We start from the raw sequence: 14,931 nt of genomic DNA, 5'->3' as shown, positions 1-14,931 counted from the left end.
TGAAGCGGCAATAGGCCGACAGCCGGTCCGCGCCGGGCGCGAACACCGCGCCCGGCGCGAGGATCACGCCCTGGTCGATCAGCGCCTGCGCAAGCTGCATCGAATCGGGCCAGCCCGGCAGCGACGCCCACAGGTACAGGCTCTGATCGCTTTCGCGGAACACCTCGGCGCCCAGCCGCCTGAGCGCCACCAGGCCGGTTTCGGTCGCGCGCCGCAGCTTGTCCTGCAGGAAGTTCGTATGCCGAAGGAAATGACCGTCGCTGACGATCGCGTCGATGGTGCGTTCGCAGTACTCCGAACTGCTGACGTGCATCAGCATCTTGACGTCGGCCAGGTCGCTGGCCAGCCCCGCGTCGCAGGCCAGGAAGCCCACCCGCAGCGCCGCCGACACCGATTTCGCGAAGCTGCCGATGTAGATGGTGCGGCGTAGCTGGTCGAGCGTGGCGATGCGCGTCAGCGTGCGCGGCTTGAGATCGGCCAGCGCGTCGTCCTCGACGATGGTCAGGTCGTAGGCGTCGGCCAGTTGCAGGATGCGGTGCGCCTTGGCCGCCGAGGTGTCGGTGGCGGTGGGGTTGTGGCCCACCGATTGCGTGAAGAACAGCTTGGGCCGATGCGCGGCCAGTTCGGCTTCGAGCGCGGCGATCGACGGGCCGTCGGTTTCGCGAGGAATCCCGATGATTCTTGCGCCGCTCAATTTGAGCTTGCCGAACAGCGGGTAGTAGCCGGGGTCGTCCACCAGCACCGCGTCGCCCGGATGCACGAAGTAGCGCAGCACGATGTCGATCGCCTGGTTCGCGCCGTGCGTGAGGACGATCTGCGAGGGCTGGGCGTCGATGTCGTAGCCGGCCAGCTTCTGCTGCAGCGACTGGCGCAGCGGCAGGTAGCCGTAACGGCTGCCGTAGCGGAACAGCGAGGCCACGCCGGTGCGCACCACGCGCTGGTGGTACAGGTCGAGCCGCGTCTTGGCGAGCCAGTCCACCGGCGGGAAGCCCTCGCCGAGGTTCAGCACGTTGGCGCTCTCGTGCAACTGTTCGCGCATCAGCCAGACCACGTCCATCGCGCGGTCGAGCGTGGTGGCTTCGTCGGGGTCGGCCGCGGGCGCGGCGGCCGTGCTCGCGCGCCGGCACACGAAGAAGCCGGAGCCGCGGCGCGGCTCGATCAGGCCGTTGGCGGTCAGGATGTCGAACGCGCTGACCACGGTGTTTTTCGAGCAGCCCGAGGCATCCGCATATTCCCTGATCGACGGCAGCTTGCTGCCGGCCGGCAACACGCCTTCCTCGATCTGTCTGGCGAGATTGTCCGCAATCGCTTCAGACAGCGTGGTTCCTGCGCGCCGTATCATCGCGTCCGCTCCGGGTGGTGCGTGCACTGTGTCGGGTACAGTGCCGCGAGTGTTGTCGGGAACTGTACCTTTCATTGAGGTACAGCGCGCCTATTATTCGTCCATTCGAACCGGCCCCGCAACACAGGAATACGCGGGGCCGACCCAACACCGAAGGAGACGACCCCGATGCCCATCGATTCCGCCCTGCCCGATTTCCGCTCCCTCACGCCCGCCGAACGCCTGTCGCGCATCGCCGTGGCGGCCGGCCTCGACGACGCGCAACACGCGCTGCTCGCCAAGCCCGGCGCGCTGCCGCTCGACATTGCCAACGGCATGATCGAGAACGTGATCGGCACGTTCGAGCTGCCGCTCGCGGTGGCCGGTTACTTCCGCATCAACGGCGAGGACGTGCTGGTGCCGATGGCGGTGGAGGAGCCGTCGATCGTGGCGGCCGCCTCGTTCATGGCCAAGCTGTCGCGCGAGGCCGGCGGCTTTCGCACTTCCAGCACCGGGCCGCTGATGCGCGCCCAGGTGCAGATCCTCGGCATCGACGATCCGTACGGCGCGCGCCAGACGATCCTCGCCAGCAAGGCCGAGCTGATCGAGCTGGCCAATTCGCGCGACGCCCTGCTGGTCAAGCTCGGCGGCGGCTGCCGCGACATCGAGGTGCACGTGTTCCCCGACACGTCGCGCGGCGCGATGGTGGTGGCGCACCTGATCGTGGACGTGCGCGACGCGATGGGCGCGAACACCGTCAACACCATGGCCGAGGCCGTGGCCGGCAAGGTGGAGGCGCTGACGGGCGGCACGGTGCGGCTGCGCATCCTGTCGAACCTGGCCGACCTGCGGCTGGCCCGCGCGCACGTGCGCTATTCGGCGGCGACGCTGACCACGCGCGACTACGCTGGCGAGGACGTGATCGAGCGCGTGATCGACGCCTACGAGTTCGCCGCCATCGATCCCTACCGCGCGGCGACGCACAACAAGGGCATCATGAACGGCATCGATCCGGTGATCGTGGCCACCGGCAACGACTGGCGCGCCGTGGAAGCGGGCGCGCATGCGTATGCGAGCCGCAGCGGCCGGTACACCTCGCTGACCACCTGGGAAAAGGCCGCCAACGGCGATCTGGTCGGCACCATCGAGCTGCCGATGCCGGTGGGCCTGGTGGGCGGCGCGACGCGTACCCATCCGCTCGCACGTGCCGCGCTGAAGATTCTCGGCGTGGAATCGGCGCAGCGGCTCGGCGAAATCGCGGCGGCGGTGGGCCTCGCGCAGAACCTGGGCGCGCTGCGCGCGCTGGCTACCGAAGGGATTCAGCGCGGCCACATGGCGCTGCACGCGCGCAATATCGCGATCGCGGCCGGCGCGACCGGCGCGGACGTCGACTGGGTGGCGAAGAAGATGGCCGCCGCTCGCGACGTGCGCACCGATTACGCGCTGCAATTGCTTGCCGGGCCGCGCGACTGAGCGACGGGGCCGGACGGTCGTCGAGAACGCTCGGCTCGCCGAGTCGCACGGGGTACGAAGTAACGCGCGAAGCCGCGCCGCGCACGGCCCTGCCGTGCCGGCGCCGTTTCGCGTCAGGGCAGCACCGCGCATGATCGCCATTCGGCATGCGCGCACGCGGACCGCGGGACCCACCCCGGCCGCGCAGCACACTCCATATCGAAGGAGGAGACAGATGAACGACATTCGCGTGGAATCGGCCGCGCTCGCGCCGCCGCGTGCCTTGCACGACACGGCGACCGACGCGCCGCTGGCCGAAGTGTGGGGCGATACCGTCGACTTGCGCCATCTCGGCTGGTCGGTCGTGATCGGCGTGGGCGTGGCGCTGGGCGCGTTTCTCGCGGGCCGCGCGCTGCTCGCGCCGGTGGTGGCCGATCCGCAGATCGCGCGCGCCTACGCGATGCTGGTGGGCCTGGGCGGCTGCCTGGCGGCCGGGGCGATCTGCGCCAGACTGTTCAAGCCGAAGCGCGTGGTGGTCGAGCACCTGGTGGACGAGGCGGCGCGCCTGCGCGTGCTGGCGCAACTCGATGCCGAATCGGGCGGCCTCGGCACGCTCGATGATCTGAGCCCGGCCGCGCGCGCCGAAATGGACGAACTGGGCCTGACGGCCGTGTTCGCCGCCTACGAACGCGGCGAGCGCGATGCCTCGGCATCGGCCGCCGACACCACTGGAGCGCGCCGATGACTCCGCTGCTGTCCGATTTCTCCGTCGCGTTGGCGATGGGCCTGCTTGGCGCGATCGCGTTCTCCGCGATCGGGCTGGTGTCCGGCACCGACGAAACCACCACCATCGCGCCGCTGACGCTGCTGGTCGCGCTGCTCGGCGTGCCGCCGGCCGGCGTGTTCACGTTCTTCCTGGCCGGCGCGGTGGCCAAGCACATGACGCACGCGATCCCCACCGCGCTGCTCGGCATTCCCGGCGACACCCTGGCCGCGCCGCTGTTGCAGCAGGCCACGGCGCTGCGCGCGCTCGGCGTGCCGCATATCGCGCTGCGCAAGATGATCTCCGGCGCGATCGTGGCGGCCTGCGTGGCGGTGCCGCTGGCCGTGCTGTTCGCGGTGCTGCTCGCGCCGTTCGGCGGCGCGATCTCGAAGGCCGCGCCGTGGGTGTTCCTGGCGGCCGCGTGCGTGATCGCGTATGCGTCGGCCGGGCGCTGGGCCAGCGTGCTGCTGCTGATTCCGTTCGTGATGCTGATCGTTGCGTTGCAGACGCTGACCGGCAAATACGGCGTGAAGCTGTCCGTCAGCTATTTCCTCGGCATCGCGATCGGCCCGCTGATCGCCGACTTGTTCGGCATCCTGTCGCCGCCCGCGCGACGCGCGATGCGCCGCGACCGGCTCGCCACGTTCTCGCTCGCACCCGACCTGAAGGGCTGGCGCGGCTGGTTCCCGAACCCGTTGCGGATTCTCGACCGCAGCCAGACGGGCTGGACGCTCGGCACCGCCGCGCTGTCGAGCGCCACCTTCGTGTTCAGCCCGGTGGCGATGACGGTGGTGGCGGGCGAGATCGTCGGCGCGCGCATCAAGCATGCGTATCCGCGCCTGACCACGGTGATCGCCGCGCGAAACGGCGTGACCGAGGCGACCTATATCGCCGAGGCGCTGATCCCGCTGATCGCGTTCGGGCTGCCGTTGAGCCCGGTGGCCGCAGGCCCCGCCGCGCCGCTGTTCAACGCGCCGCCGCGCTTCTTCGTCGATGCCGCCACGGGCCAGATCCACAACCTGCACACCATGATGTCGGCGTGGGCGTTCCTCGGTTACGGCTTGCTGGCGGTGCTGCTGGCTGCCTTGATCGCCTATCCGCTGGCGATGAACTACGCGCACCGAGCCGCGTCGTTCGTTGCGCGCAAGCTGAGTCACGAGGCGATCATCGCCACCTTTGCCGGGCTGATCGTGGTGATCGGCGTGTGGGAGGGCGGGCTGGCCGGCTTGGCCGTGATCTTGACGGTGGGGCTGGTGGGCGGGGTGCTGTCGAAGCTGTTCAGCTTCAACACCGGCGTGCAGTTCATGGGCTTCTATGCGGCCGTGCTCGGGGTGCCGGCGCTGATGAAGCTGATTTGAGCGAAACCGTCTTCGATTTTGCTTGCGATGGCCGCGGCGTAAAATGCGCGCTGATTCAGCCCGCTCACTTTTCTCCCCGCCGGCCTCCGCATGGAAATCAAGTGGATCGAGGATTTCATCGCCCTCGCGCAATACCAGAGCTTCTCGCGCGCGGCGGAATTCCGGAACGTCACGCAATCGGGTTTCAGCCGGCGCATCCAGTCGCTGGAGCAGTGGATCGGCGCCGAGCTGATCGACCGCAGCAGCTTTCCGCCCGTGCTGACGCCGGCCGGCCGCCTGTTTCGCGAGGCGGCCGACGACATCCTGCACAAGCTTCACGACACGCGCGCGATCATCCGCACCGAACAGCGCATCGCCGGGCACGGCCTGCAGATCGCGGCCGGCCATACGATCGCGCTGAATTTCCTGCCGCCCTGGCTCAAGGCGCTGTCGGCCCGCTTCGGCGAGGTGCGGGCGCGCGTGGTGCCGGCCAACGTCCACGATTCGATCCTGTCGCTCGTCAACGGCAATTGCGAGCTGATGTTCGCGTATCACCACCCCGAACTGCCGCTCCATCTCGACCCGGCCCGCTACGAACACCTGACGGTGGGCCTCGACACGCTGCTGCCGGTCAGCCGGCCGACGCCGCGCGCCGCGCCGCAGTTCCGCCTGCCCGGCACCACCAAGGCCGCGCTGCCGCTCATTGCGTACACCGAAACGAGCTACTTCGGGCGCTGCCAGGCGTTGCTGCTGTCGCGCGCGCCGGCCACGCCGATGCTGCGGCTGCATTACGAATCGGACATGGCCGAGGTGCTCAAGAAGCTCGTGATCGAGGGCGAGGGGCTGGCGTGGCTGCCGAAAAGCGCTGTCGCGCGCGAGCTGGCCAACGGCGAACTGGTGTTGGCCGGGCCGTCGAGCTGGCACATGGAAGTGGAGCTGCGCGTGTACCGCGACGCCAGCAACCGCGGCGCGTTTCTCGACACGCTCTGGCAGCACCTGCGCGCCTCCGCCTGAGGCCGTCCGGCCGCGCTCGCGGCCCCTATGCGGAATCCGCATACGCGCATGACGGACCCGCATCGCGGTTTTTTTGACCATCCCTACCATCCGTTCTGACGGCCGGATTGCCCGGCCGCGCCTTCGGTTCCGATCCGCTGCCCGCGCGTCGCGATACCGGTCACGCTCAATCGCTTCGCGCCGGGCGGCCCGTCGGCCGCCCGGCGCATCAGGGACGGACATGAAATCTCGCCTCACTTTCTGGATCGCCGCCGGCATCGTGCTCGGCATCGCGGCCGGCTACCTGTGCCATGCCCACGCGGCCGACGCCGCGCAGGCCAAGGCCATCGCCGGCTACTTCTCGATCGTCACCGACATCTTCCTGCGGCTGATCAAGATGATCATCGCGCCGCTGGTGTTCGCCACGCTGGTGTCCGGGCTGGCCGGCATGGAAGGCGGCACGGACGTCGGCCGCATCGGCCTGCGCACCGTGCTGTGGTTCCTGTGCGCGTCGCTGGTCTCGCTGCTGATCGGGCTGACGTTCGCCAACCTGCTGCAACCGGGCGCCGGGCTGCACCTGAGCCCCGGCACCGAGGAAACCGTCGCCGGGCTGAACACCGCCGGGCTCAACGTCAAGGACGTGGTCACCCATGCGTTCCCGACCAGCCTGCTCGACGCGATGGCGCGCAATGACATCCTGCAGATCCTGGTGTTCTCGCTGTTCTTCGGGCTAGGGCTCGGTGCGCTCAAGCACGACCCACGCGTGGCGGTGGTGGTCGGCGCGATCGACGGCCTGGTGCCCGTGATGCTGCGCCTGACCGGCTACGTGATGCGCGCCGCGCCGTTCGGCGTGTTCGGCGCGATCGCCTCGGCGGTGACGCTGCGCGGGCTGGACGTGATCGTCACCTACGGCAAGCTGATCGGTTCGTTCTACGCAGCGTTGGTGGTGTTGTGGGTGCTGCTGCTCGCGGTGGGCTGGCTGTTCCTCGGCCGCGATGTCGGCCGCTTGCTGAAGGCCGTGCGCGAGCCGGCCATGCTGGCGTTTTCGACCGCCAGCAGCGAGGCCGCGTACCCGCGCCTGACCGAGCAGCTTGAACGTTTCGGGGTACCGAAGAAGGTGGTGGGCTTCACGCTGCCGCTCGGTTATGCGTTCAACCTGGACGGCTCGATGATGTACCAGGCGTTCGCCGCGATCTTCATCGCGCAGGCGTTCGGCGTGGACATGCCGCTGTTCCAGCAACTGACCATGTTGCTGGTGCTGATGCTGAGCAGCAAGGGCATGGCCAGCGTGCCGCGCGGCTCGGTGGTGGTGGTGGCCGCCGTCGCGCCGCTGTTCCATTTGCCGGCGGCGGGCGTGGCGCTGGTGCTCGCCATCGACCAGATTCTCGACATGGGCCGCACCATGACCAACGTGATCGGCAACAGCGTGGCGACCGCCGTGATCGCGAAGTGGGAAGCGCGGCGCGAGGCCGGCATGGCAAAGGACGCGCCGGCGCCGGCCGCGACCCGCTTCGAGGCGCTGCCGGGCGAGGCGCAATGAACGCGCCGGCAAGTCAGGCCGTGGCCGCCGACGCGGCGGCGCGGCGCTACGGCGTGGTGGGCGGGCTCGGCCCGCTGGCCGGCGCCGACGTGTTCTACAAGCTGATGCGCGCGGCCGGCGCGACGCCGATCGATGCGATCTTCGAGCAGCATCCGTTTCGCGGCGTCGAATCCGATCGCGAGGCCACCACCGCGCGCAAGCTCTACGTGTTCGACATGATTCGCGATTTCGAGCGGCGCGGCGTGACCACCGTGGTGCTGCCGTGCTTCCTGAGCCACACGTTCATCGACGAGTTGCGCGCCAATACCTCGCTCGCGATCGTCGATATCGTCGAGGCGCTGCGCGAGCATGTGCGGCGGAACTGGCCGCAGGCGCGCCGGATCGGCGTGCTGGCCTCGGCGGCCACGCGCGCGCAGCGTCTGTTCGAGCGGTATTTCGCGGCGGACGGCTTGACGTTGTGCTACCCCGAGGCGGAGCAAGGCGGAGCGGCGATCGATGCCGTGACCGAGGCTGTGTACGGCCCCGGCGGCATTCGCTCGGGGGCGGTGGCCGGGCGGCCGGTGGCGCTGTTGCGGCGCGCGTGCGCGTCGCTCGTCGCGCAGGGCGCGGACGTGATCGTGCCGGGGCTGACCGAGATCGCGCTGGTGGCCGATGCGCTCGGGCCGCTGCCCGTGCCGCTCGTCGATGCGAACGCCGTGTACGCGCGCCATGTGCTCGATGCGGGCGCGCTCGCGCCGCGACGGCCCGAGCCGTTCCGGATCGGCGTGGTGGGCGGCGTCGGGCCGGCCGCCACCGTCGATTTCCTGGCCAAGCTGGTCGGCAACACGCCGGCCGCGCGCGACCAGGATCATCTGAAGGTGATCGTCGAGCAGAACCCGCAGATCCCGGACCGCACCGCGCACCTGATCGGCGACGGGCCGGACCCGACGGTCTCGCTGTACGCCACCTGCAAGCGGCTCGAACAGGGCGGCGCGAACCTCGTGGCGATTCCGTGCAATACGGCGCATGCGTTCGTCGAGCGGATTCAGCCGCGCCTGTCGATTCCGATCGTCAACATGTTGAGCGTGACGGCGCAGTATCTGCGCGAGCGGTTTCCGACGCTGCGCGAGGTGGGGGTGCTGGCGACCTCGGGCACCTTGGCGAGCGGCGTGTACTGCGACGCGCTGGCCGCGCAGGGCCTGGCGCAGATCGCGCCGCCGCCGGAATTGCAGGCGCGCGTGATGGCTGCGATTTATGGCGAGCGGGGGGTGAAGGCGGGGTTTACCGAAGGCGCTTGCCGGGACGATATCGACGCGGCGCTCGATGGGCTGGTGCGGATGGGCGCGCGGGTGGTGTTGCTCGGGTGTACGGAGTTGCCGTTGCTGTTGCCGGCGGGGGAGCGGCGGGTGGCGAGCGGGGATGCGGTGGTGTTGGTGGATCCGACCGATGTGTTGGCGAAGGCCTGTGTGGCGGCGGGAGGCGGGGGTGTGTCGTCGAGGAGTTTTATTTGTTAGGGAAGCCTATTTTTCTCATCAATGTCCCATCGGATAAAACGGCTATCGCGCAGAGCAATACGGAAAGAGACAGAAAGAAACTGCGGATTACCGCCCATCCGCTGAAATTCCTTCGGTCCAGCACCGAACGTTGCGGGTTTGCGGGATCGTAATAAACGCGTACCGAACTGCCGATCGGTCTGGCCGTGGCGTCTCGCACGGCATCTTCTTTTGTTCCCCGGCTCGCTTCAAATCCGTCAGCGACTGCATGACTTTGTGTCGAGTACAGATGTCCCGCCACCTTGTAGGTGTAGCGCCATTCGGGCGACCAAGTGGTCGTGGCACGAGCGCCGTTGCCTATGTCGATCGTCCAGGATTCGACCGTTGCATCCGTTGTCGCCCACGATAATTCGGAGCGAGTCAGACACCATGAATGGACGGCCGAATAAACGTATGCGATTCCATAGCCTATAAGCAGGAGGCCGAATAAATAAAGCATGATCGAATAGACGTACCGACGTCGTGGCGTCAAGTTGTTGATGTTCGGCATGCTTGCGGCGACGGCTGTCGTGATTTCGTGATTTCGTGATTTTACGGAAAAGTATAGCGTGGAAATATTGCTCGGCTGAACTTCCTTGCTATTCAAGTAGGGCACCGAAGCAACTCGGCAACGACCGCCTCGGCCAGCCGCGTGCACGCATCGGGATTCGCATCGAGAAAGAGCGCGGGCTCGATCAATTCAAGCTCGATGACGTGAGGCCGGCCGCCGATCGAGACGAGATCCACGCGGGCCAGCAACGGCACGCCGGGGGCGCGCTGCAAGGCGAGGCGGCCGGTCTCCATTTCCATTTCGGTGACCGTGTGCGCTTCGACCGAGCCACCGTGATGATCCTGCACGCGATAGTCGCCCTGGCGCGCCCGCTTGCGCACCGCGTGGGAGTAGGCGCCGCCGAAATACAGCAGTGACACTTCGCCTTCGTCGAGCACCGATTCGATGAACGGCTGGACCAGCACGTTGCCGCGTGCGGCCAGCGTGCGCAGATGGTCGTGCGCTTCCCGGCTCGATGCGCACGCACGCAATGCGCCGATGGCGCCGATCGACACGGCCGGCTTGATGACCACCTCGTCGTGCCCGAACGGGGCCAGCCGTTGGTCGTGCCGTTCTTCTCCCGCTGGCACGTAGACGGTGGGGATGACAGGCACCCCAGCCGTTTCCAGATCGAGCAGATACCGCTTGTCGACGTTCCAGAGAATGATGTCCTTGGCATTCCGAAGCGTGGTTTGCTCGCTCACGGCCGTCACCCACTGCATGAACGCCGCCTGGCGGCCGAAGTAATCCCACGGGCTTTTGATCAGCACCAGATCGAACGCCTGCCACGTCACGTCGGCGGCGTCCCATGCCACCACCGCCGGTTCGCATCCGCTGCGTTTCAGCGCGTCGCACAGCGTGCCGAGTTCCACGTCGGGCTTCGGCATGTTGGCCGCTGTGACCACGGCGACTTTCATCAATTTGTTTGGCGATTTCATCCGGCGCTTCCCCCGTTGCGGTTGATTGCGCCGATTGTGATGCTTTGCGCTGGAAACTATAATCCGCTGCGCCGGAACATCTTTTATGTTCTCGATGCATAGATGCAAGACCATGGAACCCATCGACCTTTTTGCGTTGTTACCGGATCTGGCGACGTTCGCGCGCGTGGTGGACGCCGGCAATTTCTCCGTGGCGGCGCGCGAACTCGGCACCACGCCCTTCCACCGTTAGCCGCCAGATCAAGCGTTTCGACGAGCCGGCCGATCTCGCCAACGACGTGAGCGCCCGCCTCGACGCCGCGCTGGACGGCTGGGGGATTGCGAGGCTGCCTGAATTCGCGGCCGAGAACGCGCTGCGGCGCGGCGATCTGGTCCCGGTGCTGGCCGACTGGCAGTGCGAAGCCGGCCCCTACATGGGGCCGATCGGGTTGCTGTACCCGCCCAACCGTTTCCTGCCGCCGAAGGTGCGCGTGCTGATCGATCATCTGGCGAGCCATCTTCACGACACCGGCGCGGCGTGACGCGCGCCGACGGCGTTACCGCGAGGCCTGGCCGTCCGATGCTCTGTCGGTGGAAGCGGCGAGCGCCTGCTGCGCTTCGAGTGCCGCCAGGCGCTCGCTCAATTGCCGGCGCATCACGTCGAACGCATCGCTGCCCAACGCGATGCGCTTCGGCGCGGGGTGCTGATCGGCGCTGGCGATCATGATTTCAGCCATCTTCGCCGCGTCGCCGAGCGGCACCTGGGCTTGCGCCTCGATCATCCGGTGCGCCATGCGCGCCGGCGACGCATCGTAGGCGGCGAGCTTGGGCGACAACCGCGCACTTCGATAGCGAAAATCGGTGCCTGCCGAACCCGGTTCGATCAGCGTGCAACCGATGTTGAAGGCGGCCACCTCCTGACCCACGGCATCGATGAAACCCTCGATGCCCCACTTGCCCGCGTGATACAGCGCCCCGCCGGGAAACGCCGCCTGGCCGCCCATTGTGGACAACTGAATGATCCGCCCGCGCCCCTGTTGCCGCAGATGCGGCAGCGCCGCGCGCACCACCTGGATCGAGCCGATCAGGTTCGTGTCGATCTGATGGCGGACTTGCTCGTCGGTCATTTCCTCGGCCGCGCCGAACAGCCCGTAGCCGGCGTTGTTCACCACCACGTCGATCGGCCCCAGTTCGCCGAACGCCCGATCGACGACGCGGCGAATCGCCGGCGTGTCCGTCAAATCAAGGTGTGCCAACCAAAGCGATGCGCCGTGTCGAGCCTTCAGATCCGCCATCGCATCGAGCTTGCGTACCGTGCCGGCGACGCGATCCCCTCGGGCCAGCAGTTGTTCGGTCATGTGGCGGCCGAAGCCGCTGTTCACGCCGGTGATAAACCAGGTTTGCTGCATGGTGTCGATACTCCTCGAATCCGTTCGCGTTGCACTCGCTGCCCGGCAAGCCCGGGCAGCCCAATGCAGGATAAGATCCGGGGGCTGGATTCTGAATACTTCAAAGTCGCATTTTCATGCGTGAAAATCTGAAATCATGATCGATCCGTTCTCCGATTTCCTGGGTCTGCTGGGCGCGCGCTCCGTCGTGTCGGGCGGCCTTGTGGCGGGTGGCGCGTGGGCCATCCGTTTTCCACGCTCGAACACGATCAAGTTCTGGGGCGTGGTGCGGGGCGGCTGCTGGGTCGTGTTCGAAGGGGAGGCACAGCCCATCCGGATCGAAAGCGGCGACGTATTCCTGCTTTGCGAACCGCGCTCGCATGTGCTCGCCAGCGATCTGGCGGCCGAGCCGGTCGAGCTGGCCGACGTGCTCGACGCTCGCGTGGGCAGCACCGCTCATCACGGCGATGGCGACGATTTCTTCATGATCGGCGGCAAGGTCGAATTGAACATCGTGTCCCATCCGCTGTTGCAGGGCGTGTTGCCGCCGGTGATTCACGTACGGGGCACGTCGAATCAGGCGCAACCGCTGGGCTGGCTGCTCGATCAACTGGTGCGGGAGCGGCAGGGCGGTTTTCCAGGGGCGAACGTCGCGTCGAACCAGCTTGCGCACCTGATGTTCATTCAGATCTTGCGGGCGCATGTCGAAACTGCCGGGTTGCAGCCTGCCGGCTGGCTTCGCGCGCTGAGCGACACGCGTCTCGCGCCGGCGCTGCAACGCATGCACGACGAACCCGGCCGCGCCTGGGCGCTTCGCGAGCTGGCCGACGCCGCCGCGATGTCGCGTGCCACGTTTGCCGCTTATTTCAAGACCGTTTCGGGCATGTCGCCGCTTGCGTATCTGACGACATGGCGCATGCATCTGGCGCAGCGCGCGCTGCTGGAAACCCGCACGCATGTGAACGTGCTGGCTCGCTCGCTTGGCTACGCATCGGAGAGCGCGTTCAGTCATGCGTTCCGGCGCGTGGTCGGCCGCTCGCCGAAGCATTTTCGGGAGTGGGGGAGCGGGGAGACCGAGCAAGGTCTTCAATCGACACAAGCGTGATGTGAATCATGCATCTCTGAGGATCACGCCGGTTTGCATCGACCGGCATTCAAAAACGGTCGGCATGCGCCAGAGATTCGATACATAAACCAATCGACGATCGCATCATCTCGCCCACGGTCGCATTCGCGGGAATATCGATTTTCCCGACAAGAAACACGGAAAGCGTTCCGGTGATATGGGCATGCAGATGAAGGGCGGCCAAATGGGAATCGAGTGACCTGGCGATCTCCCCCTTTGCCGCGGCGCTTCTCAGTGCACGCTCGATGGCGTCGATAACGCGCTGGCAAAATGACTGGAAGCGAAAAAACAGCACATTGCCGCGAGTCATCTCGCTACCCGCCAGGAGTAGCGCGATGACTCGCATGCAATGCCGATCGCGCAGGGGAAAATCGACCAATCCGAAACAAAACGCCCGGATTGCGTTCAGATCGGCGCTGCTTGCCAATGTATTTTCAAAAACCTCGACCTGCGTCGATAAGTCCTCGAAGGCTCGGTCATACAGCGCTTCGAGTATCGAATCCTTGCTGTCGAAGTGCCAATAAATCGCGCCGCGCGTCATGCCGGCCTCTTTGGCGATGGTCTCGAGCGAGACCCCCGATACGCCCTTCACGACGAATAAGGCCTCGGCTGCGTTGAGCAACTCCTCGTACGTGGAGTGCGTCTCTACGTTGTTGCGTGTCCGCATATTCCCGGCCTCCATTGGAAATGGCCTCGATGCCCATGGATGCGTGTGTACGTCAAAGCACATCGTATCGCTGGATGGTACAGTAAACCCGCAAGGTGGGCAATTTGGCCTGCCTGAGCCTCTCGCTGCAGCAGCGGCGACGAGCCAGGGGTTTCCCTCTGACACCTTGAAAAGGCATCGAAACGAATGAAACGGCATAGCAAAACTAGGGGTGCGTTGATCGTCGCGACGTGCCTGGGTAGCGCAGTAGCACTCACCGCGTGCGACAAGAACGAGGCGCCCAGGCAGGTCGCGCCGCAGGTGGGGGTGTTCACGCTCGATGCGCAAAAAGTCACGATTTCCACGACCTTGCCCGGGCGCACCGATGCATGGCGCGTCGCGGAAGTGCGCCCGCAGGTAAGCGGCATCATTCAAAAGCGGATGTTCGAGGAGGGGAGCGACGTCAAGCGCGGGCAGCAGCTCTATCAGATCGACGAAGCGCCGTACCGGGCTGTCTACGACAAAGCGCGGGCGGCGCTGATCAGCAGCCGGCAACTGGCTCAGCGATACCAGAAACTGGTCGGCGACAACGCGATCAGCAAACAGCAATACGACGACGCCCAGTCCGCCTACCGCCAGGCACAAGCCGATGTCGAATCGGCCCGTATCAATCTGGCGTACACCAAGGTTTATTCGCCGATTCCCGGTCGCATCGGTCGTTCAGCCGTGACCGAAGGTGCGCTGGTCACCAACGGTCAGTCTCAAGCGCTTGCAGTCGTGCAACAACTGGACCCGATCTACGTGGATGTCACCGAATCGTCGATCGACATGCTGCGCTTGCGACGTGAATTGCGCAGCGGGCAACTGAAGTCGATCGGGCAGGACGCGGCCGCGGTACGCCTCGAGCTGGAGGATGGGACGCAGTATCCCGTTACCGGATCGCTTAAATTTTCCGAAGTGAGCGTGGACGAAGGGACCGGTATGGTCACGATGCGCGCACTGTTTGGCAATCCTGAGCACGAATTGCTGCCGGGGATGTTCGTGCACGCAAGGCTCAACGAGGGCGAGCGAAACAACGTCGTCGTCGTGCCGCAGCAGGCCGTGATGCGCGATACCACCGGAGCCGCTCTGGCCTGGACGGTCGACGCCAACGGGATCGCCAGGCAACAGCGGATCGAGGTCGATCGCACGCTCGGCAATGCCTGGCTGGTGTCGGGGGGCTTGAAGCCCGGCGATCGGGTGGTGACCGAGGGCTTGCAGCGCCTCAAACCCGGAATGCTGGTTTCGCCTCAGCCCGCGACCAACGTCCATTTGCAACTGTCGGACGACCCTGCGTCCGCTCAGCCGAACCCGTCGTCGCTCGCCCCGACGGGCAAGTAAGCGGAGC

The 14,931-nt window shown here is 66.5% G+C and carries 13 protein-coding genes and 1 pseudogene; 9 read left to right on the top strand and 5 right to left on the bottom strand.

All coding sequences use genetic code 11. The annotated features are described in order from the left end of the window. Positions 1 to 1,342 (bottom strand): aminotransferase-like domain-containing protein (locus ACYP33_RS02190; RefSeq protein WP_459619438.1); only part of this gene is annotated, 1,342 nt, incomplete at its 3' end. A 168-nt stretch (positions 1,343 to 1,510) separates the two neighbouring features. On the opposite strand from ACYP33_RS02190, the gene ACYP33_RS02185 reads away from it, so the two are divergent. The 6 genes from ACYP33_RS02185 (at position 1,511) to cuyB (ending at position 8,899) form a co-directional block, all read left to right on the top strand. Then, on the top strand, positions 1,511 to 2,794 hold the full coding sequence (locus ACYP33_RS02185; RefSeq protein WP_459619436.1) for a hydroxymethylglutaryl-CoA reductase, degradative: 1,284 nt from the start codon (positions 1,511 to 1,513) through the stop codon (positions 2,792 to 2,794). 214 nt (positions 2,795 to 3,008) lie between these two features. After that, positions 3,009 to 3,518, top strand: coding sequence for a hypothetical protein (locus ACYP33_RS02180; protein WP_414440874.1), 510 nt, complete (start codon positions 3,009 to 3,011; stop codon positions 3,516 to 3,518). Next, the gene (locus ACYP33_RS02175) at positions 3,515 to 4,894 is read left to right on the top strand and encodes a tripartite tricarboxylate transporter permease (protein ID WP_414440875.1); all 1,380 of its coding nucleotides are present in this window, start codon (positions 3,515 to 3,517) and stop codon (positions 4,892 to 4,894) included. The genes ACYP33_RS02180 and ACYP33_RS02175 overlap by 4 nt, the downstream gene beginning before the upstream one ends. A gap of 90 nt (positions 4,895 to 4,984) precedes the next feature. Next, positions 4,985 to 5,887 (top strand): LysR substrate-binding domain-containing protein, encoded by a 903-nt coding sequence (locus ACYP33_RS02170; RefSeq protein ID WP_459619433.1) that lies wholly within the window; start codon positions 4,985 to 4,987, stop codon positions 5,885 to 5,887. A gap of 220 nt (positions 5,888 to 6,107) precedes the next feature. Then, a complete protein-coding gene (locus tag ACYP33_RS02165; RefSeq protein ID WP_459619431.1) occupies positions 6,108 to 7,406 on the top strand; it encodes a dicarboxylate/amino acid:cation symporter in 1,299 nt (432 codons plus the stop codon). Then, positions 7,403 to 8,899, top strand: coding sequence for a cysteate racemase (cuyB, locus tag ACYP33_RS02160; protein ID WP_459619430.1), 1,497 nt, complete (start codon positions 7,403 to 7,405; stop codon positions 8,897 to 8,899). Before ACYP33_RS02165 ends, cuyB begins: the two co-directional genes overlap by 4 nt. Here the strand turns inward: cuyB and ACYP33_RS02155 are convergent. Continuing rightward, positions 8,889 to 9,524 carry a DUF3592 domain-containing protein gene (locus ACYP33_RS02155; RefSeq protein ID WP_459619428.1) on the bottom strand — a complete coding sequence of 212 codons (636 nt, stop codon included), beginning with the start codon at positions 9,522 to 9,524 and terminating at the stop codon, positions 8,889 to 8,891. The two genes, cuyB and ACYP33_RS02155, sit on opposite strands and share 11 nt — an antisense overlap. Then, positions 9,521 to 10,528: an ATP-grasp domain-containing protein gene (locus ACYP33_RS02150; RefSeq protein WP_459619427.1), complete on the bottom strand. Its 1,008-nt coding sequence runs from the start codon at positions 10,526 to 10,528 to the stop codon at positions 9,521 to 9,523. The genes ACYP33_RS02155 and ACYP33_RS02150 overlap by 4 nt, the downstream gene beginning before the upstream one ends. Between ACYP33_RS02150 and ACYP33_RS02145 the strand changes: the two are divergent. Beyond that, positions 10,518 to 10,926: pseudogene (locus ACYP33_RS02145) on the top strand (LysR family transcriptional regulator). The gene ACYP33_RS02150 and the pseudogene ACYP33_RS02145 sit on opposite strands and share 11 nt — an antisense overlap. A 15-nt stretch (positions 10,927 to 10,941) precedes the next feature. Here the strand turns inward: ACYP33_RS02145 and ACYP33_RS02140 are convergent. Then, positions 10,942 to 11,793 carry an SDR family oxidoreductase gene (locus ACYP33_RS02140; RefSeq protein WP_459619425.1) on the bottom strand — a complete coding sequence of 284 codons (852 nt, stop codon included), beginning with the start codon at positions 11,791 to 11,793 and terminating at the stop codon, positions 10,942 to 10,944. 136 nt (positions 11,794 to 11,929) lie between these two features. On the opposite strand from ACYP33_RS02140, the gene ACYP33_RS02135 reads away from it, so the two are divergent. Further along, positions 11,930 to 12,877, top strand: coding sequence for an AraC family transcriptional regulator (locus ACYP33_RS02135; protein WP_459619424.1), 948 nt, complete (start codon positions 11,930 to 11,932; stop codon positions 12,875 to 12,877). A gap of 49 nt (positions 12,878 to 12,926) precedes the next feature. On the opposite strand, the gene ACYP33_RS02130 is transcribed toward ACYP33_RS02135, so the two are convergent. Next, on the bottom strand, positions 12,927 to 13,565 hold the full coding sequence (locus tag ACYP33_RS02130) for a TetR/AcrR family transcriptional regulator (RefSeq protein WP_459619422.1): 639 nt from the start codon (positions 13,563 to 13,565) through the stop codon (positions 12,927 to 12,929). A gap of 186 nt (positions 13,566 to 13,751) precedes the next feature. Here ACYP33_RS02130 and ACYP33_RS02125 point away from each other — a divergent pair, with 186 nt between their 5' ends. Continuing rightward, a complete protein-coding gene (locus ACYP33_RS02125) occupies positions 13,752 to 14,924 on the top strand; it encodes an efflux RND transporter periplasmic adaptor subunit (protein WP_459619420.1) in 1,173 nt (390 codons plus the stop codon). Positions 14,925 to 14,931: the final 7 nt, after the last annotated feature.

The organism is Burkholderia sp. 3C (genome assembly GCF_054589155.1).
The sequence above is the reverse complement of the archived record's forward strand: the minus strand, read 5'-3'. Positions and strand labels throughout refer to the sequence as shown.

Coding starts and splice junctions, on each gene's coding strand:
- ACYP33_RS02185 (WP_459619436.1), top strand. CDS start 1,511: ATGCCCATCGATTCCGCCCTGCCCGATTTCCGCTCCCTCACGCCCGCC.
- ACYP33_RS02180 (WP_414440874.1), top strand. CDS start 3,009: ATGAACGACATTCGCGTGGAATCGGCCGCGCTCGCGCCGCCGCGTGCC.
- ACYP33_RS02175 (WP_414440875.1), top strand. CDS start 3,515: ATGACTCCGCTGCTGTCCGATTTCTCCGTCGCGTTGGCGATGGGCCTG.
- ACYP33_RS02170 (WP_459619433.1), top strand. CDS start 4,985: ATGGAAATCAAGTGGATCGAGGATTTCATCGCCCTCGCGCAATACCAG.
- ACYP33_RS02165 (WP_459619431.1), top strand. CDS start 6,108: ATGAAATCTCGCCTCACTTTCTGGATCGCCGCCGGCATCGTGCTCGGC.
- cuyB (WP_459619430.1), top strand. CDS start 7,403: ATGAACGCGCCGGCAAGTCAGGCCGTGGCCGCCGACGCGGCGGCGCGG.
- ACYP33_RS02150 (WP_459619427.1), bottom strand. CDS start 10,528: ATGGGTTCCATGGTCTTGCATCTATGCATCGAGAACATAAAAGATGTT.
- ACYP33_RS02140 (WP_459619425.1), bottom strand. CDS start 11,793: ATGCAGCAAACCTGGTTTATCACCGGCGTGAACAGCGGCTTCGGCCGC.
- ACYP33_RS02135 (WP_459619424.1), top strand. CDS start 11,930: ATGATCGATCCGTTCTCCGATTTCCTGGGTCTGCTGGGCGCGCGCTCC.
- ACYP33_RS02130 (WP_459619422.1), bottom strand. CDS start 13,565: ATGCGGACACGCAACAACGTAGAGACGCACTCCACGTACGAGGAGTTG.
- ACYP33_RS02125 (WP_459619420.1), top strand. CDS start 13,752: ATGAAACGGCATAGCAAAACTAGGGGTGCGTTGATCGTCGCGACGTGC.